The organism is Janibacter sp. UYMM211, assembly GCF_040547045.1.
Lineage (GTDB): Bacteria > Actinomycetota > Actinomycetes > Actinomycetales > Dermatophilaceae > Marihabitans > Marihabitans melonis.
The window spans coordinates 590,426-610,347 of the sequence record NZ_JBEPOY010000002.1 but is presented as its reverse complement, the minus strand read 5'-3'; the positions used below and the strand labels follow the sequence as shown (position 1 = coordinate 610,347).

Here is a 19,922-nt window from a genome sequence, read left to right as displayed (position 1 = left end):
TGATGGGCTGGCACAACCCCCAGCAGAGCTGGTCGCAGCTCGAGCGGGTCCTCTCCGACACCCGGCTCACCCGCGAGGGCCTGCCGTGGCCCGACGGCGGCGACGCGCCGGGGTGGTCGCGCAAGCGCGAGGCGTACACCCCTCCCCCGCGCATCGACCGGCCCCGTCCCGGGTCGACCCGGCCGTACGCCGAGCTGCACGCGCACTCGCACTTCTCCTTCCTCGACGGCGCGAGCAGCCCCCAGGAGCTCGTCGAGGAGGCGGTGCGGCTCGGGCTCACGGGGCTGGCCGTCACCGACCACGACGGGCTCTACGGCGCGGTGCGCCTCGCCGAGGCCGCCGAGAGCCACGACCTCGGCACGGTCTTCGGCGCCGAGCTCTCCCTCGGGCTGCCCGAGCCGCAGGCCGGGGTCGCCGACCCCGTCGGCGAGCACCTCCTCCTCCTCGCCCGCGGGCCCGAGGGCTACCACCGCCTCTCCGCCACCCTGACGACCGGGCAGCTCGCCGGAGAGAAGGGCCGGCCCGTGCACGACCTGCGCCGGGTCGCCGACGAGCTGGCCGGTCATGTCGTCGTGCTCACCGGCTGTCGCAAGGGCGCGGTGCGCCGGGCCCTCGCCGGACCGGGCGGGGGCGGGTCCCCCGTCGGGCCCCTCGACCTCGACGCCGCCGAGCGGGCGCTGCGCGCCCAGCAGGAGACCTTCGGGCACGACGCCGTGCTCGTCGAGGTGAGCCATCGTGGGCTGCCCGGCGACGACCACCTCGCCGACGCCCTCGCCGAGGTCGCCCGTCGGGCCGGCGCCCCGGTCGTCGCGACGACGGGGGCGCACGTCGCCCGGCCCGACGCCGCCCGGCTCGCCCAGGTCGTCGCCGCGGTGCGCGCCCGGCGCAGCCTCGACGAGCTCGACGGCTGGATCGCCGGCACCGGCGCGGCCCACCTGCGCTCCGGCGAGGAGATGCACCGGCTGCTCGGGCACATCCCCGGCGCGATCGAGCTCACCGTCGACGTCGCCGCAGAGTGCGCCTTCTCGTTGCGCCGGGCCACCCCGCGGCTGCCGCAGCACCACGTGCCCGAGGGCCACACGGCGATGTCGTGGCTGCGCGAGCTCGTCGCCCGGGGCATGCCGCGGCGCTACCCCCACGCGACCGCCGCCCACCACGAGCGGATCGAGCGCGAGCTCTCGGTCATCGAGACCAAGGACTTCGCCGGCTACTTCGTCATCGTCCACGACATCGCCGCCTTCGCCCGCGAGCAGGGGATCCTGCACCAGGGCCGCGGCTCGGCGGCCAACTCCGCGGTCTGCTACGCCCTGGGCATCACGGCGATCGACTCGATCTACTACGACCTGCCCTTCGAGCGCTTCCTCGCGACGACCCGCGACGAGGAGCCCGACATCGACCTCGACCTCGACTCCGACCGCCGCGAGGAGGTCATCCAGTGGGTCTACGCCCGCTACGGCCGGGTCAACGCCGCGCAGGTCGCCAACGTCATCACCTACCGCCCCCGCTCGGCGGTGCGCGACGTCGCCAAGGCGCTCGGCCACTCGACGGGCCAGCAGGACGCGTGGAGCAAGACCATCGACGGGTGGGGTGAGGTCCTCGACGGCCACCACGACATCCCCGCCCCCGTCGTCGAGCTCGCCGAGGAGCTGCTCGGCGCCCCCCGCCACCTCGGCATCCACTCCGGCGGCATGGTGCTCACCGAGCGACCGGTGAGCGAGGTCTGCCCGATCGAGCCGGCCCGGATGGAGGACCGCACCGTCCTGCAGTGGGACAAGGACGACTGCGCGTGGATGGGACTGGTGAAGTTCGACCTGCTCGGGCTGGGGATGCTCGGCTGCATCCAGCACACCTTCGACCACCTGCGTCACCACCTCGGCGAGCAGTGGAGCCTCGAGCGGATCACCAAGGAGGAGGCGGCCGTCTACGACATGCTGTGCCGCGCCGACTCCATCGGCGTCTTCCAGGTCGAGAGCCGGGCGCAGATCGGCACGCTCACCCGGCTGCTGCCGCGCCGCTTCTACGACCTCGTCGTCGAGATCGCGCTCATCCGGCCCGGCCCCATCCAGGGCGGCGCGATCCACCCCTACATCCGCCGGCGCACCGGTGCCGAGCCGGTCACCTACCTCCACCCGAAGCTCGTGCCGGTGCTCGAGCGCACGATGGGCGTCCCGCTCTTCCAGGAGCAGCTCATGCAGATGGCGGTCGCCGTCGGCGGGTGCACCGGTGACGACGCCGACCTGCTGCGCCGGGCGATGGGCTCCAAGCGGGGGGTCGAGAAGATCGCCAGCCTGCGCGAGCGGCTCTACGAGGGCATGGCCGCCAACGGCATCACCGGCGAGGTCGCCGACGACATCTACGCCAAGATCGAGGCCTTCGCGAACTTCGGCTTCGCCGAGAGCCACGCCCTGTCCTTCGGGCTGCTCGTCTACGCGAGCAGCTGGCTCAAGCTGCACTACCCCGCGGCCTTCCTCGCCGGGCTGCTGCGCAGCCAGCCGATGGGCTTCTACTCGCCGCAGACCCTCGTCGCCGACGCCCGCCGGCACGGCGTCGAGGTCGCCCGCCCGTGCCTGCTCGCCTCCTCGGTCCACGCCGATCTCGAGGCGGGCTGCGAGGTGCCCCGGTGGGCGGGTGAGGAGGACCTGCCAGGCGAAGGGGGACCCGCCCCTGCCGGCGGGTACGTCCGCCCGAGCGGGATGGAGAGCTGCCTCGAGCGCGAGCAGCCGGCGATCCCTCCCTTCGACCCCGACGCCCCCGAGCCCGGTGCGGCCCACCGGCGCGACGCCCACCTGCGGGTGCGGCTCGGGCTGAGCGACGTCACGGGCATCGACGTGCCGACGGCGGAGCGGGTCGTCGCCGAGCGCGAGGCGAACGGCCCCTTCGTCTCGCTCGTCGACCTCACCCGGCGGGTCGAGCTCACCGCGCCGCAGGTCGAGGCGCTGGCGACGGCCGGGGCCTTCGACGCGCTCGGGCTGACCCGTCGCCAGGCGCTGTGGGGCGCCGGGGCGGCGGCGCGCGAGCGGCCCGGCCAGCTCGAGGTCGTCACCCCCCACGTCGGGGCGCCGGAGCTGCCGGAGATGAGCGCGCGCGAGAGCACCGTCGCCGACCTGTGGTCGACGGGCATCGCGACGGGCGACCACCCGATCGCGCACGAGCGCGGCTTCCTCGACAGCATGGGGGTGCTCTCCGCGCAGGAGCTGCGCACCGCCGAGAGCGACCAGCGGGTCACGGTCGCCGGTCTCGTCACCCACCGTCAGCGGCCCGCGACCGCGCAGGGCGTGACCTTCCTCAGCCTCGAGGACGAGACGGGGATGATCAACGTCATCTGCTCGGTCGGGGTCTTCCGCCGCTACCGACCGCACTCGCGCACGGCCTCCGCGCTGCTCGTGCGCGGCACGCTCGAGCGGCGCTCCGGCGCGATCAACGTCGTCGCCGACCGGCTCGAGCGCCTGCCGGTCGCAGCAGCCACCCGGTCGCGGGACTTCCGCTGACCGGGTGGCCGGGTGCTGCTCGGAGAGGGCCGGGCCCTAGACGCGGTCCTCCATGGTGCCCTCGGACGCGACCTCACGCTTGCGCGTGGCGCGGGCGGCGAGGAAGAGCACGACGCCGACGACGAGGTAGCCGGCACCGACGAGCCAGACCGTCGACTCCATCTGGGTCAGCAGGAGCAGGCTGGCGAGCAGGGCGAGGACCGGCACGACGCTGGGGATGGTGAAGTGGTCGTGGTCGACCGGGTCCTTCTTCTTGAGGACGAGCACCGAGACGTTGGCCGAGATGAAGACGAGGACGAGCAGGAGCACCGTCGTGTCCGCGAGCTGGCTGACGTCGCCGATCATGCTCATGGCCATCGTCGCGCCGCCCACCACGAGGATCGCGACCCAGGGGGTGCGACGGCCCTCGAGCACCTCGCCGAAGACGCTCGGCAGCAGGCCCACCTCGGCGAGCCCGTAGGTCGCGCGGCTGGCCATGACCATGAAGAGCAGAGCGCCGTTCGTGATCGCGACGAGCGCGATCGCCGAGAACAGCCAGGACGGGACGCCGATGCCCGATGCCTTGACGACCTCGAGCAGCGGTCCGGTCGACTCCGCCATCGTCGTGGGGTCGACGACGATCGCCGCTCCGAGCGCGATGAGCAGGTAGACCGTGGCGGCGGTGAGGATCGCGCCGAAGAGGGCCCTCGGGTAGGCCCGGGTCGGCTCCTTGACCTCCTCGGCCATGTTGGCGGCGGCCTCGAAGCCGAGGAAGGAGAAGAAGGCGGTGATCGACGCCGCGAAGGCCCCGCTCAGCAGCGGCGTGTCCGAGGCCGGGGTGAGGATGCGGCTGGGGTCGCCGTCGCCGCTGCCGAAGACGATCGCGGCGAGCACGATGACGAGGACGAGCCCGGAGACCTCGATGCAGGTGAAGACGACGTTGGCCGACAGCGACTCGCGCACCCCGCGCAGGTTGACCGCGATGAGGACAGCGAGGAAGACCAGCCGCACCGGGATGGCGACCGACGAGGGCAGGCTCTCGTCGCCGAAGAACGAGGCGAGGTAGTCGCCGGCGAAGGCGTTGGCCAGCGCCGCCGACGTCGTGATGCCCGAGGACAGCATGAGGAAGCCGATGATGAAGGTGACGAAGGGCTTGTCGAAGGCCCGGTCGGCGTACCGCGAGGCTCCTCCGGCGTGGGGGTACTTCGTGATGAGCTCGGCGTACGTGCCAGCCGTGAGCAGCGCCAGCACGAGCGCGATGACGAGCGGGAGCCAGAGCATCCCGCCGACATCGGTGGCCATCGTGCCCACGAGCGTGTAGATGCCGGCACCGAGGGTGTCACCGACGATGAAGAAGAAGAGCAGCGTCGTCGTGATGCTGCGACTGAGCCTGGTGTCGTGCTCGGAGCTGCCCGGGGCTGTCGTCGTCGCCATCGGGCGAGCATGGCAGAGCGGAGCGCCCTGATCCGGGTCGCGAAGGGGGGTCGACGAGGTCACGGTATGGGGCCGGTCACGACTTCACCCGGACTTGGCAAGGGCTCGACCGCAGCCGCCGGGGCTGCCCTACGGTGCGACGGAACCCCGCGTCGAAGGAGATGCCGTGCGCCCTGTCCGTACCCTCGCCACGCTGGCCAGCCTCACCCTCGTGAGCACCCTGGCCGTCACCGACGCCGGGGCCGCGGCCACCGGTGGCTACGTCGCCCTCGGCGACTCCTACTCCTCGGGCACCGGCACGCGCGACTACCTCGCCGACGGCACGTCGTGCCAGCGCTCGGCCCGGGCCTACCCCTCGCTCATCGCCTCGGCGCGCGGTCTCGACCTCAACTTCCGGGCCTGCTCGGGGGCGACGACGGCGGACGTCACGAGCACCCAGCTCTCCGCGCTCAGCACGACGACGAGCCGGGTGAGCATCTCCGTCGGCGGCAACGACGCGGGCTTCGCCGACGTGCTCACCGAGTGCGCGCTGCCGGCCTGGGCGAGCAGCTGCAACGCCGCGATCGACAAGGCGACGACCTTCATCAACGGCACCCTGCCCGGCCGGCTCAGCACGCTCTACGGCTCGATCCGCGCCAAGGCCCCCGACGCCACCGTCGTCGTCGTGGGCTATCCCCGGATCTTCATGGGCGAGGACTGCAACGCCCTCACGTGGTTCTCCCCCACCGAGCAGAGCCGCCTCAACGCGACCGCCGACCTGCTCAACTCGCGCATCCGCACGGCGGCGAGCGCGCGGGGCTTCGCCTTCGCCAACCCCACGAGCGCCTTCACCGGTCACGCCGTGTGCGACGACGTCGAGTGGCTCAACGGGCTCTCCAGCCCGATCAGCGAGAGCTACCACCCGAACGTCGCGGGCCACCGCAGCGGGTACACCCCGCTCGTCAGCACGCCGCTCACCGGCACGACGGTGCGCGCCACCAGCACGACCGTGCAGCGCGCCGACTCCCTCGCCGGCGAGCAGGCGCAGCGCCAGCGCGGCTATGCCGAGCAGGACCGCACGATCACCCCGAAGCGGATGCGGCTGCCCGACCTCGACTCGCCGAGGGTGCGCCGGGCCGCCGAGCGCGCCGGTGTCGACCTGGGCTCGCGGCGCAGCATCGACGCCGCCGACCGGACGTGGTCGGCGCGGCAGTCCGCAGCGCTCTGCGCCGCTGACCGCTCCGGTCCAGGTCGAGACCACGCCCCTCAGCTCGAGACGGGTCCCTCGTCGAGCAGCGGACCGAGGTAGAGCTGGAGCAGCGACGGCACGCGCCGCACGTCGAGCCCCGTGATCGTCTCCACGCGGGACAGCCGCAGGCGCAGGGTGTTGCGGTGCACGTGGAGGTCCGCCGCGCACCGGGCGACGTCGAGGTCGTGCGCGAGCCACGAGCGCACCGTGCGCTGCAGCTCGCCGTGGCGGTCGTGCTCGACGAGGCGTCGCCACGGCGCGGCGACACCCGCGCCGCGCCAGTCGCCCCGCAGCCCGACGAGCAGGGCGAGGAGGGCGAGGTCCTGGGGGTCGTAGCCCCCGCCCGGCAGGGTGGTCACCCGCAGGGACTCGTGCGCGGAGACGAAGGCGCGGTGCACCCCTTCGCCACCGCTGTGCTCCTCGCCCGTCACGACGGCGGTGCCCGGCAGCGCCCCGAGGGCCGCTACCGGTGACGGACCCGCCGGCCACCACACCGCGAGCTCCTGGTCACCGACGGCGCCGACCCGCGCCGCGCCCGCCTGCTCCGGGAGCAGACCGGCGACCCTGCGCTGGAGCGCCAGGAGGTCGACGTGGGCCTCGCCCGTGGGCCGCAGGACGGTGCACCTGCGGGGCAGGGCGAGGTCCCAGCCGAGCGTCTCGGCCATCTCGGTCGTCGCGTCCTCGTCGAGCAGGCCGCCCGCGGCCGCGACGAGGAAGTCCTCCCGCCGTCGCTCGCGCCACCGACCGACCTCGAGCGCCGCGGCCTGCTCGACCATCAGCTCGGCGGTGACGCGGATGAGGTCGCCGAGGACCTCGACCTCCTGGGGCGGCCCGGAGATGCCGACGACCCCGACGACGGCGCCGCGGTGGTGCAGGGGCAGGTTGACCCCCGGCTGCACCCCGCGGAGCAAGAGCTCGTGGACGTCGTCGATGACGACCGTGCGGTCCTGCTCGGCGGCGAGCAGCGCGCCCTCGTGCCGGGTGTGCACCCGGTCGGGCTGCCCGCTCGCGAGGATGACGCCCCGCTCGTCCATGACGTTGACGTTGCGGGCGACGACCGCCATCGTCCGCTCGACGATCCGGGCGGCGAGGGCCGCGGTCAGCGTGGTCACGAGGAGACGCTAGCCGTCCGGTGTGCAGATGCATCGCGAAGGGGTCATCAGGTCACCGATCCCTGTGCAGTCGACCATGGTCGACGCGAGCGGTGTCCGCCACGCTGTCCGGGTCCGGTCACCCGGACGTCCCGACGCCCGCCGTGCCCCACGGCCCGGGCGCGACTCAAGGCAAGGAGGCCTCCCATGGTCGACGTCGTCATCCTCGTCGGCGTGGTCGTCGCGCTCGTCGTGGCCGCCAGCGTGCTCAAGCTCCACCCCTTCCTCGCGCTGCTCCTCGCGGCCCTGCTCGGCGGGCTCGCCTTCACGCTGCCGCTCCTGCCCGTCGGCGAGGACCCCGGGCTCATCGGGATCATCAGCACCGGCTTCGGCACGACCCTGGGCAACATCGGTCTCGTCATCGCCCTCGGCACGATCATCGGGGTCGTCCTCGACAAGTCGGGCGCCGCCATCACGATGGCCGACCTCGTCGTGCGCAAGATCGGCGAGAAGCACCCGACGATCACCGTCTCGGTCATCGGCTACATCGTCTCGATCCCCGTCTTCTGCGACTCCGGGTACGTCATCCTCAACTCGCTCAAGGAGTCGATCGCCACCCGGGCGCGCACCTCGCCGGTCGCCATGTCCGTCGCCCTGGCCACCGGCCTGTACGCGACGCACACCCTCGTGCCGCCGACCCCCGGACCGATCGCCGCGGCCGGCAACCTCGGTCTCGAGAGCCAGCTCGGGCTCGTCATCCTCGTCGGCCTGCCCATCGCCGCGGTCTCGGCCGTCGCGGGCAACCTGTGGGCGACCCGCTTCCGCCACGAGACCCCGGACGGCGTGAGCTCGGCCGAGGTCGAGGAGAAGATCCGCGAGTTCGAGAGCATGCGGGAGTCCGCCGGACGGCTGCCCAGCCCCGGCGCGGCCTTCGCCCCGATCTTCGTCCCGCTCGTGCTCATCATGGTCGGGTCGATCGCCGCACTGCCGAGCGCGCCGCTCGGCAGCTCCACCGCCACCGAGGTCCTGCGCTTCGTCGGCCTGCCGGTCGTCGCCCTCCTCATCGGGCTCGTGTGCTCCCTCGCCCTGCTGCCGCGGCGCGGCTTCATGGCGGCCTTCGAGGAGCGCGTCGGCGAGGGCATCGTCGCCGCCGCCCCGATCCTGCTGATCACCGGTGCGGGCGGCGCCTTCGGCGCTGTCATCACCGCGACCGATGTCGGGACCTACCTCGGCGAGCAGCTCTCCGAGCTCGGCATCGGGGTCCTCGTCCCCTTCCTCGTCGCCGCGGCGCTCAAGACCGCGCAGGGCTCCTCGACCGTCGCCCTCGTGACGACCTCGGCGCTCATGGCGCCGCTCGTCGGCGACCTCGGTCTCGACACCGACCTCGGCCGCGTCCTCGTCGTCATGGCGATCGGCGCCGGCGCGATGACCGTCTCGCACGCCAACGACAGCTACTTCTGGGTGGTCAGCCAGTTCAGCCGGATGAGCGTCAAGCAGGCCTACCGGGCGCAGACGATGGCCACCCTCGTGCAGGGTCTCACCGCCATCGCGGTCGTCTGGGTCCTCTCGCTCGTCGTCGTGTGAGCAGGCGGCCCGTGAGAGTCGTCATCGCCCCTGACTCCTTCAAGGAGAGCCTCGGCAGCCCCGCCGTCGCCGCAGCGCTCGCCCAGGGCTGGCGGGAGGGTGATCCCTCGGCGACCGTCGTCGAGGTCCCCATGGCCGACGGCGGCGAGGGCACCGTCGAGGCGGTGCTCGGCGCCACCGGTGGCACGCGTCGCACGGTCGAGGTGCCCGACCCGCTCGGGCGTCCGGTCGCCGCGACCTACGCGCTGCTGCCCGACGGCCGGACGGCTGTCGTCGAGGTCGCCGCCGCCACCGGCCTCGCGCTCGTCGAGCCCGGGCTGCGCGACGCCGGACGCGCGTCGTCCTACGGCACCGGCGCGCTCCTCGCCCGGGCCCTGGACGACGGCGTGAGCAGCGTCGTGCTGGGGCTGGGCGGGAGCGCGTCGACCGACGGCGGTGCCGGTCTGTGCCAGGCGCTGGGCATCCGGCTGCTCGACGACCGGGGCGAGACGATCCCGCCCGGTGGCGACGGGCTCGCCGAGCTCGCGACCGTCGACCTGTCCGGGGCTCACCCGCGTCTGCGGGAGGTCGACCTCGTCGCCGCGTGCGACGTGGACAACCCGCTGTGCGGGACCCGCGGCGCCGCGGCCGTCTTCGGCCCGCAAAAGGGTGCTGACCCCGCGGACGTCGACCGGCTCGACGACGCCCTGCGTCGTCTGGCCGACGTGGTGCAGCGCCACCACCCTCGCGCCGATCCCGAGGTCGCCGGTGCAGGGGCCGCGGGCGGCATCGGCTTCGCGGTCGTCGCGCTGCTCGGAGGGCGCCTCGCGACCGGAGTCGACCTCGTCGCGCAGGCCGTCGGGCTCGAGGACCATGTGCGTGGCGCCGACCTCGTCGTCACCGGCGAGGGGCGGCTCGACGGGCAGAGCCTGTCCGGCAAGACCCCCGTCGGGGTGCTTCGCGTCGCGCAGCGGCACGGGGTGCCGACGATCGCGGTCGCCGGTCAGCTCGGCCCGGACGTCGACCGGCTCGTGGACGCCGGCGTCACCGCCGTCTTCGCCGCCGCCCCCGGCCCGGTGACCCTGGAGCAGGCGATGGCGGACGCCCCGCAGGACCTGCGTCGGCTCGCCCGCCAGCTCGCCGCGACCTGGGCCGCGGCCAGCAGGTCCTGACCGGGTCGGGTCAGCCCACCTCGATGCCGAAGGGGGTGAGCAGCCCCACCGCGCCGACGAGGTCGACCTGCAGCCCCGCGACCTCGTTGTCGCGCGGGTCGAGGACGTAGCCGTGGCTGCCGCGCAGGTCGGCCTCGCGCAGATCGGCCCGGATGACCCGGGTCCCCCGCAGGTCGCAGTCGTCCAGCCGGGCACCGCGCAGGACCACGCCGTCGAGATCGGCCTCGACGAGCGAGCAGCGCTCGAACCGGGCGCCGGTGAGGTCCGCGCCACCGAAGGAGCCGAGGTCGAGCCGGCAGCCGGTCCACGTGCTCGGGTCCGGCGGGATGGTCGGGCGGGCCAAGGAGCTCCAGGCGGCGCCGAGGGCCCGGACGTCGACGAGACGGCAGCCGTCGAGGACGGTGCCCGGCAGACGGGTGCCCGAGAGGTCCACCCCCTCGAAGGTGCAGTCCTCGAAGCGGCACCGCGCGACGACCGCGTGCGCCCAGACCGAGCCGGTGATGGTGCACCCGACGAAGGTCACCCCTTCGAGCCGCTCCTGCTCCGCGAGGTCCCCACGGAGCTCCTCGTCCTCGACGAGGTCCCGTCCTGCCAGCAACTCGTGCAGCCCGCTCATGCCGGCCACGCTACGGCGTGGGACAGGATGGCCGCATGGCGTGGACCCGGACGACCTCAGCCCAGCTCGACCTCCCCCCGGCCCAGGTCTGGTCGGTGATCTCGGACCTCTCGCGCTGGTCTCGGTGGCAGCCGGCGGTGTCCGGGGCCAGGCTCGACGGGCCCGTCGCCGTGGGTGCCACCGGCTCGTACTCCCTGAGCAGCCGGGCCTTCCGCGCCCTGCACGAGCGCACCGCGCCGCCGCTGCAGGTCACCGCGCACGAGGAGGGCCGCGTCCTCGAGATCAGCCAGCCCAACCCGACCGGGGAGATGCGGGTGCGCTGGACCCTCGACGCGGTCGACGACGCGACCCGGCTCGAGCAGGTCGTCTCGGTGCACGGGGCGATGACCCCGGCCGTCGTGCTCGGCGTCGCCGGCGCGCTGGCGCAGGACTTCTCGACGACCGCCGCCCGCCTCGCCCTCGAGTGCGGCCTCTCCCCCGACCCGTCGCGGGTGAAGGTCGTCGTCGCGGGCGGGTCCGGGGCGCTCGGCCGGCTCCTCGCCGGCGACCTGCTGCGCCACCGGCACGAGGTCGTCCTGCTCACCCGGTCGCCCGACGCCTCCCTCCCGTACCGGCAGGTGCAGTGGGACGGCCGCACCGTCGGTGCCTGGGCCGACGAGCTCGAGGCGACCGCAGATGCCGGCGTGGCGCTCGTCAACCTCGCCGGTCGTCTCGTCGACGTGCGTCCCTCCCCTGCGAACATCGCCTCCTTGCGCACCTCCCGCGTCGAGCCGACCCACGCCCTCGTGAGCGCCAGCCAGCAGCTCCAGCGCCCGCTCGTCAGCTGGCTGCAGGCCTCGACGACCGCCATCTGGTCCGACAGCGGCGAGGAGCGCATCACCGAGACCACCCCGCTGCCCGCCGACGGCGGCCTGCCCCAGATGACCGGGGTGGCCCAGCCGTGGGAGGCAGCCGTCGACGGAGCGCGCGCCGAGCACGTGCACCTGCTGCGCACCTCGATCGTCCTCGACCGCGACGCCCCGGCGCTGCAGGTCCTCGCCCGCCTCACGCGGGCCGGTCTCGGCGGCAGGGTCGGGTCCGGGCGGCAGTGGTTCAGCTGGATCCACCGCGACGACTGGGTGCGGGTCGCCCGGGCCGCGCTCGGCCTCGAGCCCGACACGACGCTGCCCGACGGGCCGGTCGTCGCCGCCGCGCCGGAGCCGGTGCGCAACGCCGAGCTCATGGCCGCCCTGCGCCGGGTGCTGCGCCGGCCGGCGGCTCCCCCGACCCCGGCCGCCCTGCTGCGCGTCGGGGCGGTCGCCCTCCGCTCCGACCCGGCGCTGGCCCTCACCGGTCGGCACTGCACCTCGCAGGTGCTCGCCGACGCCGGTTTCGTCTTCGAGCACCCGCATCTCGACGACGCCCTCGCCGAGCTCTACCGGGGCTGACGCCCCTCACCCCGCCGCACGACGACGGCCGCCGCTGCCCGGGTGGGCGGCGGCGGCCGTCGTCGTCGTGAGGCGGGTCAGTCGCGCGTCAGTCGACGGTAGGTGACCCGGTGCGGGCGGGCCGCGTCCTCGCCGAGGCGCTCGACCTTGTTCTTCTCGTAGGCCTCGAAGTTGCCCTCGAACCAGTACCAGCTCGCCGGCGACTGCTCGGTGCCCTCGTAGGCGAGGATGTGCGTCGCGACGCGGTCGAGGAACCACCGGTCGTGGCTGATGACCACGGCGCAGCCCGGGAACTCGAGCAGGGCGTTCTCGAGCGAGCCGAGGGTCTCGACGTCGAGGTCGTTGGTGGGCTCGTCGAGGAGCAGCAGGTTGCCGCCCTCCTTGAGCGTCAGCGCGAGGTTGAGACGGTTGCGCTCACCACCGGAGAGCACCCCGGCCTTCTTCTGCTGGTCCGGGCCCTTGAAGCCGAACTGGCTGACGTAGGCGCGGCTGGGGATCTCGACCTGGCCGACCTGGATGTGGTCGAGACCGTCGGAGACGACCTCCCACAGCGACTTCTCCGGGTCGATGCCGCCGCGGCTCTGGTCGACGTAGCTGATCTCGACGGTGTCGCCGATGTCGACGGTGCCGGAGTCGGGCTGCTCGAAGCCGACGATGGTCTTGAAGAGCGTCGTCTTGCCCACGCCGTTGGGGCCGATGACGCCGACGATGCCGTTGCGCGGCAGGGTGAAGCTCAGGCCGTCGATGAGGACGCGGTCGCCGAAGCCCTTCGTGAGGTCGTGGACCTCGATGACCTTGCTGCCCAGGCGCGGGCCCGGCGGGATCTGGATCTCCTCGAAGTCGAGCTTGCGGGTGCGCTCGGCCTCCGCAGCCATCTCCTCGTAGCGCTGGAGACGGGCCTTGCTCTTCGTCTGCCGCGCCTTGGCGTTGGAGCGGACCCACTCGAGCTCGGAGGCGAGGCGCTTGGCGAGTTTCGCGTCCTTCTTGCCCTGGACCTGCAGACGCTCCTGCTTCTTCTCCAGGTAGGTCGAGTAGTTGCCCTCGTAGGGGTAGAGCCGGCCGCGGTCGACCTCGGCGATCCACTGCGCGACGTTGTCCATGAAGTACCGGTCGTGCGTCACGGCGACGACGGCGCCGGGGTAGGCGGCGAGGTGCTGCTCGAGCCACAGGACCGACTCGGCGTCGAGGTGGTTGGTGGGCTCGTCGAGGAGCAGCAGGTCGGGCTTGGAGAGCAGCAGCTTGCACAGCGCGACGCGACGGCGCTCACCACCGGACAGGACGGTGACGTCGGCGTCCGGCGGCGGGCAGCGCAGCGCGTCCATCGCCTGCTCGAGCTGGGAGTCGAGGTCCCACGCGTCGGCGTGGTCGATCTCCTCCTGCAGCGAGCCCATCTCGGCCATGAGGGCGTCGAAGTCGGCGTCGGGCTCGGTCATCTCCTCGGAGATGGCGTTGTAGCGGTCGAGCTTGGCCTTGATCTCGCCCAGGCCCTCCTCGACGTTGCCGAGGACGGTCTTGTCCTCGGTGAGCGGCGGCTCCTGCAGGAGGATGCCGACGGAGGCACCCTTGGCCAGCTGCGCCTCGCCGTTGCTCGGCTGGTCCAGCCCGGCCATGATCTTGAGGATCGTCGACTTGCCGGCGCCGTTCGGGCCGACCATGCCGATCTTGGCGCCGGGGTAGAACGACATCGTGACGTCGTCGAGGATGACCTTCTCGTTGTGCGCCTTGCGGGCACGGGTCATGGTGTAGATGAACTCGGGCATGGTGCCAGGCTATCGGCCTGGCACCCCGCGCCCGAATCCGCCGACCGCCCCGCTCACGCGCTCTGCGCGACCGGCTCCTCGAGCACCTCCTGCTCGTCCTCGCCCTCGGGCCCGGAGCCCTCGTGCTCGTGCCGCGCCTCGCCGATCTCGCCGCTCAGCCGGTCGACGAGCCCGACGCCGGGGACGGCCTCCTCGCCGCCGAAGCCGGCCTCGACGACATCGCTCTCGTCGCGCACCGGGCGGGAGAAGACCGTCTGGCCCCACAGCAGGTCGTGCCCGACGTGCATCGCCTCGACCTCGACCGAGGTGCCGTAGCTCTCGTCGGAGCGCTGGTACTGACGCACGCGCTGGCGGCCGACGACGACCACCGGCTCGCCCTTGTGCAGCGCCGTGCGCGTGTTGACGCCGAGCGCCCGGTACGCGGCGACGTTGTAGAAGGAGGTCGGCCCGTCCTCGAAGACTCCGTCGCGGGTGCGCCGCCGCTCGCTCGTCGCGAGCCGGAAGGTCGTGAAGACCTGGCCCGCTCGCGTCGTGCGGGTCTCGGGGTCGGCGACGAGCCGGCCGGTGATCGTCACATAGGTCTCGTACATGTCGTGCCCTCACTGCTCGAAGTGGTCCGTGCACGCCCACTGTCCGGCGGTGCACCCGGACGCACCACGGGCCGCCGTCCGGCTGTGGACGGCGGCCCGGGCGAGAGCGGGGCTGTGGACGACTACCGGGCGTGGGCCCGGGCGACCGCCTCGCGAGCGCGGCGGTGGCGGGCGAGCACGGCTCGCACCGGCTCGACGACGACGCGGTCGGCGACCTCGCGGATCGCCTCGCGCAGCCGCTTGTCCGCGGCGGCACCACGCCGTCGGGCCCCGGCCCGGGCCATGACCCGCCCGAGACCGGCGACGAGCAGGCCGCCGATCAGCCCCCCGACGAGCAGGACGAAGGGGGTGGCGAAGGGCCCGATGTCGTAGGTGGGCAGGTCCGGCAGCTGGAGCCAGCCGGCCACCGCGATGACGACGAGCCAGAGCAGCCCGACGACCGCCGCCGCGGCGAGGAGCAGCTGCAGCGCCCCGAGCAGCCCCCACCACAGCGGGTCGCGCCCGCGCAGCGAGGTGCGCAGGACCGACTGGTCGAGCTCGTCGGCGAGACGCTCGTCGTAGGGCGCCGCCGCATCGGCGACGGCGTCGGCCCAGCGCGTCGGCAGGCCCTGCCCGGCGTGCTCGCCGAGCCGGCGAGCAGCGAGGTCGACGGCGGCGCGGGCCGAGCGGGTGGGTGGCGGGATCGAGGAGCGGCCAAGCACGGCGCGCACGTCGGCATCGGTGATGCCGGCCTCGGCGCGGTCGAGGCGTAGCCGCTTCAGCGGCGCGGCCCGCAGGCCCTGCACCCACCGGGTGAGGGGCCAGCCCGTGCGAGCGGCGGACTGCATGAGGTAGTCGCGCTCGACGGCGGCGACGACGGTGGGCACGCCGGCGGCGCGGGCCAGCGCGTCGACGAGCTCGCCGGAGCCGAGCCGGTCGACCTCCACCTCGCGCTCGCCCACCGAGCGGGCGAGACGACGGGCGCTGTCGGCGAGGTCGAGACCGAGGCGGTGGCGGCTCGCGTCGGCCGCGGCGACGGCGACGTGGAGCCGCTCGCCGAGGGCGTCGATGCCCTCACCGGTGCGGGTCGAGGTCGCGATGACCTTCGACCCCGGGATGCCGTCGCGCTCGAGCAGCCGGGCGAGGTCGGCGGTCACCCGGGCGACCCCGTCGCCGCGCAGGCGGTCGGCCTGGTTGAGCACGACGATGGTCACGGCGCCGTACTCGCGCAGCACGGCGACGTACTCGTCGTGGAGCACCGCGTCGGCGTACTTCTGCGGGTCGGTCACCCACACGAAGACGTCGACGAGCTCGAGGACGCGGCGGGCCTCCTCGCGGTTGGCCGACTCCCGCGAGTCGAAGTCGGGCAGGTCGAGCAGCACGAGCCCCTCAAGGTCGTCACGCCCCTGCACCGTGTGCCGGCGGCCGACGCCGAGCCAGTCGAGCAGCTCGCCGACGGGCTCCTCGCCCCAGACCGCCGCGGTCGGCGTCGAGGTCGTCGGGCGGCGCATTCCGGCCTGGGCGACCTCCTCGCCGACGAGCGCGTTGAAGAGCGAAGACTTGCCCGAGCCGGTCGCCCCGGCGAGCGCGACGACGGTGCGACCGCCGACGAGACGGGTGCGCTCGTCGACCTTGTCGCTCACCTCGCGCGCCCGCGCCGACGCCGTCGGGTCGAGGAGGTCTCCCCCTTCGTCCAGCGCCTCGCGCAGGCTCGCCGAGCGGTCGCGCAGCTCCTCGACCGACAGCGCCCTCGCCTTCGACCGGCCCGGCAGCAGCGGGCTCATCGTGCCGCTCGCACGGCCTCGGCGGCCTGGCTCAGCCGGCGGACCTGGCCGTCGGAGATCGTCATCGCGCCGAGCGCCTGCTCGTAGCGCTCGCGCTCGGCGGCGTAGATGCCCTGGACGCGCTCGAGGAGGAGGGTACGAGCCTTCGTCGACATCTCGCGGACCGCCTGGTCGCCGAAGATCGCCTCGAGGACCTTCTGCGCGACGGCGGTCGTCCCGCCGGCGATGGCGACCTCGGGGGCGACGAGGACCCCGCCGGTGTGGGCGAAGCTCACGAGCATGAGGAAGAGCCCGATCCCGTTGACCCCGTAGGCCGCGATCCGGGCGTTGGTGCGACGGTTGCCGCCCTCGGCACGCACGATGTCGAGCACGTCGCCCTGCCAGTCGCGCACCGCCCGCTCGATCTGCTCCTGCAGGTCGGCGGAGGAGCGGGCGAGGTCGGGGCGGGCGTCGAGGAGCGCGGGGCCGGCCTCGGTGCTGCGCCAGCGTCGGGCGACCGTCGCGGCGGCGGCGTCGGCCTCGGCCTGCACGAGGGTGGCGACCCCGTCGTGGAGGGCCTCGTCGAGCGGCTTGGACGGGGCTGGGGCACCGCGGAAGGCGGCGCCGATGCGGTCGCGGACGCGCGAGACGCCGGCCTCGACCTTCTTGAAGAGCTCGCCGGTGCCGACGAACTCCTGCCAGCGCGCGAGGACCTCGCCGCGCAGCAGCTGGCCGTCGCTCATGCCGTCCTTGACCTGCTCCTCGGCCTTGTCGTACGCGGCGAAGGCCGCTCCCTTGAGGTCGAAGACCGCGCTCTGCTGCGTCGACAGGGCGGCCACGAGCTCGCCGGCGCGGGTATCGAGCGAGCGCAGCGCGCCGTCGAGGGTCTGCCTGATGACGATGGTGCGCGCGCGCTGGTCGCCGGCGAGCGCGCCCAGCCACGAGCGCAGGCGCGCGATGTCCGGCTCGGGGATCAGGCCCGCGCGGTCGAGGTCGACCTCGGGCACGGTGAAGACCGGCGAGGTCTGCAGACCCTGCTCCCGCAGCATCTCGACGAGATGGCCACGCACCTCTCCCATCGCAGCCGGGTCGACGCGGTCGAGGACGATCGCGACGGCGGTGCCCCGCTCGGAGGCCTGGCGCAGCAGCTCCCACGGCACGGCGTCGGCATAGCGGGCGGCGGTCGTCACGAAGAGCCAGAGGTCGGCGGCCTGGAGCAGCTGGGTGGCCAGGCTGCGGTTGGCGGCGACGACGGAGTCGATGTCGGGGGCGTCGAGGAGCGCGAGACCCGCCGGGAGGGTGTCGGAGGGGACGAGCCGCACGGTGCCCGGTTGCGGGTCGGAGGGCGAGCCGGTGACCCGGGCGAGCGACGGCAGGACCCGGGCGTCGCGGAACCACCGCTCGTCACCGGGGTGGTGGATGAGCACGGGGCTCGTCGTCGTCGGCCGGATGACGCCGACGGCGCTCACCTCGCGGCGCAGGACGGAGTTGACGAGGGTCGACTTGCCGGCACCCGTCGAGCCTCCGACGACCGCGAGCAGGGGCGCGTCGATCGAGGCCAGTCGCGGGATGACGTAGTCGTCGAGCTGGGCGAGCAGCGCGGCCCGGCCCTCGCGGGCGGCGTCGGTCGAGGGGATGTCGAGGGGGAGCTCGGCGCGCTCCACCTCGTCGCGCAGGACCCTGACCTGAGAGAGGAGGTCGCTGCTCGGGAGCCCCTGCGCAGGGGGTGTGGCGGCCATGGCCCAAACCTAGCCCAGCAGCCCCCCTTCGCCCCGCACGGCACCGTCGCTGACCTGGGCGAAGGGGGGACGCCGCCCGGCGTCTCCCGGCTCACCCCCGCGAGCGGGTGGGCGACGCGGTCGGTCCGGTGCGCCCGCGTCGGGGACACTGGGGTGACAGCAGTGGCAGCACGAAGAAGGAGTCAGCAATGACCGAGGGAACCGTCCGCTGGTTCGACACCGAGCGAGGGTTCGGCTTCATCGCCCTCGCAGACGGGGGCGAGGACCTCTACGTCCACGCCTCCGAGATCGTCGGTGGCGACGGCACGAGGGTGCTCCGAGAGGGGCAGGTCGTCGAGCTCGAGATCGGCGAGGGCGACCGCGGCCCGCAGGCGCGCCGTGTCCGGGTGACCGCAGACCAGGCCGCAGACGCGCTCGGCGTCCTCGGCACCGTGGCCTGGTACGAGCCCGCGAAGGGGTACGGCTTCGTCACGCCCGACGGGGAGAGCACCGAGGTCTTCGTGCACAGCTCGGCCGTCCTCGGGGGCGGCGTGCTTTCCGAGGGCATGCGGGCTGCCTTCTTCGTCGTCGAGGGCGAGAAGGGCCTGCAGGCCGAGAACCTCATCCCCCTGGGGGCGCAGGCCGGCCGCGAGGCCGGGCCGTCCGACGGCGCCGACGGCACGGTGTCCTGGTACGACGACGACAAGGGCTTCGGCTTCATCGAGCCGGACACCGGCGGCGAGGACGTCTTCGCGCACGTCCGGTCGCTGGCCGACGGGCTCCCCGGGCTCGTCGAGGGCGACCGCGTCACCTTCGAGGTCGTCGAGGGCGACCGGGGCCCGCAGGCCCGCGACGTGCGCCTCGTGCGCGAGGCGCCGCGCAGCGCACCCCCGCGCAACGCCCCGCCGTCGCGTGGGCGCTCGGACGGCCGGCGCGGGTCAGACGGTCCCCCGGCACGAGGTGGCGAAGGGGTCGTCGCGCGCTACGACGACGAGCGCGGCTTCGGCTTCATCACCCCCGACGCGGGAGGCGCGGACCTCTTCGTGCACGTCTCGGTGATCCGTGGCGCCGACCCGCTGCGCCCCGGTGACCGGGTGCGCTACCAGGTGCGCCAGAGCGACCGCGGGCCTCAGGCCGACCGCGTCGAGCTGCTCTGACCCGAGGGTCGTGCTGGGCGCAGCCCGCGGAGCGGGCTTGCGCCCAGCGCCCCCGCGGCGCTCCCACTCCGTTCGAGCACCTGTTTGCTTCTGCCCCGCGCGCTGGGCGCAGCCCGCGGAGCGGGCTTGCGCCCAGCGCCCCCGGCAGGACTCGAACCTGCGACCTCGGGATTAGAAGGCCCTTGCTCTGTCCAGCTGAGCTACGGGGGCTCGCGGGCGTGCCCGCGCGAGGGTCAGTGTACGAGCGCGGACGACCTGCCATGATGCGAGCCATGGTCCTGCGTGTGAGCCTCGCCGAGACGGAGGTCGTCGACGACCCCGCCCTGCGGGACCTCCTCGACGACGCCGAGCGCGCGCGGGCCGACCGCAAGCGCGCGCCCTCCCCCTTCGTCACCGCCCACGCGCACGTGCGGCGCGTCCTCGGCGACCTGCTCGGCGTCGACCCGGCGTCCCTCGCCTTCGACCGCCACTGCCCGACGTGCGGCTCGACCCAGCACGGCAAGCCGACGATCGTCGGCCACCCGCAGTGGTCGTACTCCTTGTCCTACACGGACGCCCTGGCCGTCGTCGCGGTGGCCCAGGGGCCCGAGCTCGGCGTCGACGTCGAGCACGTGACGGAGGCCGACTTCGGGGGCTTCGCCCAGGTGACGCTCGCACCGGAGGAGGCCGACGGCTTCGCCGGGCACGAGGGCGAGGCGCTCCTCGCCGCCCGCGCCCAGGTCTGGGCGCGCAAGGAGGCGATCCTCAAGGCCACCGGTCACGGTCTCGTCGTCGACCCCACCGAGGTCGTCGTCACCGGGCCGGACGAGGCCCCGGCGCTCGTCGACTGGCGGGCCCGCGAGGAGCGCCCCACGGCCGTGACGCTCGCCGACGTCGTCCTGCGCTGCCCGGACCACCGGGCGAGCGTCGCCGCGCTCACCGACGAGCCCGTCGAGGTCGTCACCCTCCGCTGACCGA

Annotated in this window: 14 protein-coding genes and 1 tRNA gene; 7 read left to right on the top strand and 8 right to left on the bottom strand. The window is 73.8% G+C overall.

The window, feature by feature from the left end; genetic code table 11:
- Positions 1 to 2: 2 nt before the first annotated feature.
- The gene (locus ABIB53_RS08030; protein WP_354587786.1) at positions 3 to 3,488 is read left to right on the top strand and encodes an error-prone DNA polymerase; all 3,486 of its coding nucleotides are present in this window, start codon (positions 3 to 5) and stop codon (positions 3,486 to 3,488) included.
- A gap of 36 nt (positions 3,489 to 3,524) precedes the next feature.
- Here ABIB53_RS08030 and ABIB53_RS08025 read toward each other — a convergent pair whose 3' ends face one another.
- Complete coding sequence (locus ABIB53_RS08025) at positions 3,525 to 4,901, bottom strand: APC family permease (protein WP_354587785.1); 1,377 nt, start codon at positions 4,899 to 4,901, stop codon at positions 3,525 to 3,527.
- 166 nt (positions 4,902 to 5,067) lie between these two features.
- Here ABIB53_RS08025 and ABIB53_RS08020 point away from each other — a divergent pair, with 166 nt between their 5' ends.
- Positions 5,068 to 6,189 carry an SGNH/GDSL hydrolase family protein gene (locus ABIB53_RS08020; RefSeq protein ID WP_354587784.1) on the top strand — a complete coding sequence of 374 codons (1,122 nt, stop codon included), beginning with the start codon at positions 5,068 to 5,070 and terminating at the stop codon, positions 6,187 to 6,189.
- Here ABIB53_RS08020 and ABIB53_RS08015 read toward each other — a convergent pair.
- A complete protein-coding gene (locus tag ABIB53_RS08015) occupies positions 6,147 to 7,241 on the bottom strand; it encodes a sugar diacid recognition domain-containing protein (protein ID WP_354587783.1) in 1,095 nt (364 codons plus the stop codon). The genes ABIB53_RS08020 and ABIB53_RS08015 overlap by 43 nt on opposite strands.
- A 186-nt stretch (positions 7,242 to 7,427) precedes the next feature.
- Here ABIB53_RS08015 and ABIB53_RS08010 point away from each other — a divergent pair, with 186 nt between their 5' ends.
- Together ABIB53_RS08010 and ABIB53_RS08005 are read left to right on the top strand one after the other, a co-directional pair.
- Positions 7,428 to 8,804 carry a GntP family permease gene (locus ABIB53_RS08010; RefSeq protein ID WP_191564338.1) on the top strand — a complete coding sequence of 459 codons (1,377 nt, stop codon included), beginning with the start codon at positions 7,428 to 7,430 and terminating at the stop codon, positions 8,802 to 8,804.
- Between the two features lie 11 nt (positions 8,805 to 8,815).
- Positions 8,816 to 9,955, top strand: a complete 1,140-nt coding sequence (locus ABIB53_RS08005; protein WP_354587782.1) for a glycerate kinase — start codon at positions 8,816 to 8,818, stop codon at positions 9,953 to 9,955.
- Between the two features lie 10 nt (positions 9,956 to 9,965).
- On the opposite strand, the gene ABIB53_RS08000 is transcribed toward ABIB53_RS08005, so the two are convergent.
- Positions 9,966 to 10,571, bottom strand: coding sequence for a pentapeptide repeat-containing protein (locus tag ABIB53_RS08000; RefSeq protein ID WP_354587780.1), 606 nt, complete (start codon positions 10,569 to 10,571; stop codon positions 9,966 to 9,968).
- 35 nt (positions 10,572 to 10,606) lie between these two features.
- On the opposite strand from ABIB53_RS08000, the gene ABIB53_RS07995 reads away from it, so the two are divergent.
- Complete coding sequence (locus tag ABIB53_RS07995; protein WP_354587779.1) at positions 10,607 to 11,998, top strand: DUF1731 domain-containing protein; 1,392 nt, start codon at positions 10,607 to 10,609, stop codon at positions 11,996 to 11,998.
- 77 nt (positions 11,999 to 12,075) lie between these two features.
- Here the strand turns inward: ABIB53_RS07995 and ettA are convergent, their stop codons facing one another.
- The 4 genes from ettA to ABIB53_RS07975 form a co-directional block, all read right to left on the bottom strand.
- The gene (gene ettA, locus ABIB53_RS07990) at positions 12,076 to 13,758 is read right to left on the bottom strand and encodes an energy-dependent translational throttle protein EttA (protein WP_123090992.1); all 1,683 of its coding nucleotides are present in this window, start codon (positions 13,756 to 13,758) and stop codon (positions 12,076 to 12,078) included.
- Positions 13,759 to 13,811: 53 nt separating this feature from the next.
- Positions 13,812 to 14,348 carry a single-stranded DNA-binding protein gene (locus ABIB53_RS07985; RefSeq protein ID WP_191564333.1) on the bottom strand — a complete coding sequence of 179 codons (537 nt, stop codon included), beginning with the start codon at positions 14,346 to 14,348 and terminating at the stop codon, positions 13,812 to 13,814.
- A gap of 122 nt (positions 14,349 to 14,470) precedes the next feature.
- Entirely contained in the window at positions 14,471 to 16,111 is a 1,641-nt protein-coding gene (locus ABIB53_RS07980) for a GTPase (protein WP_354587777.1), read from the bottom strand.
- Entirely contained in the window at positions 16,108 to 17,829 is a 1,722-nt protein-coding gene (locus ABIB53_RS07975; RefSeq protein WP_354587776.1) for a dynamin family protein, read from the bottom strand. Before ABIB53_RS07975 ends, ABIB53_RS07980 begins: the two co-directional genes overlap by 4 nt.
- A gap of 188 nt (positions 17,830 to 18,017) precedes the next feature.
- Here ABIB53_RS07975 and ABIB53_RS07970 point away from each other — a divergent pair, with 188 nt between their 5' ends.
- Positions 18,018 to 18,965, top strand: a complete 948-nt coding sequence (locus ABIB53_RS07970; protein ID WP_354587775.1) for a cold-shock protein — start codon at positions 18,018 to 18,020, stop codon at positions 18,963 to 18,965.
- Positions 18,966 to 19,101: 136 nt separating this feature from the next.
- Here ABIB53_RS07970 and ABIB53_RS07965 read toward each other — a convergent pair.
- A tRNA-Arg gene (locus ABIB53_RS07965) sits at positions 19,102 to 19,175 on the bottom strand.
- Positions 19,176 to 19,237: 62 nt separating this feature from the next.
- Between ABIB53_RS07965 and ABIB53_RS07960 the strand changes: the two genes are divergently transcribed.
- Positions 19,238 to 19,918, top strand: coding sequence for a 4'-phosphopantetheinyl transferase family protein (locus ABIB53_RS07960; protein WP_354587774.1), 681 nt, complete (start codon positions 19,238 to 19,240; stop codon positions 19,916 to 19,918).
- Positions 19,919 to 19,922 lie beyond the last annotated feature (4 nt).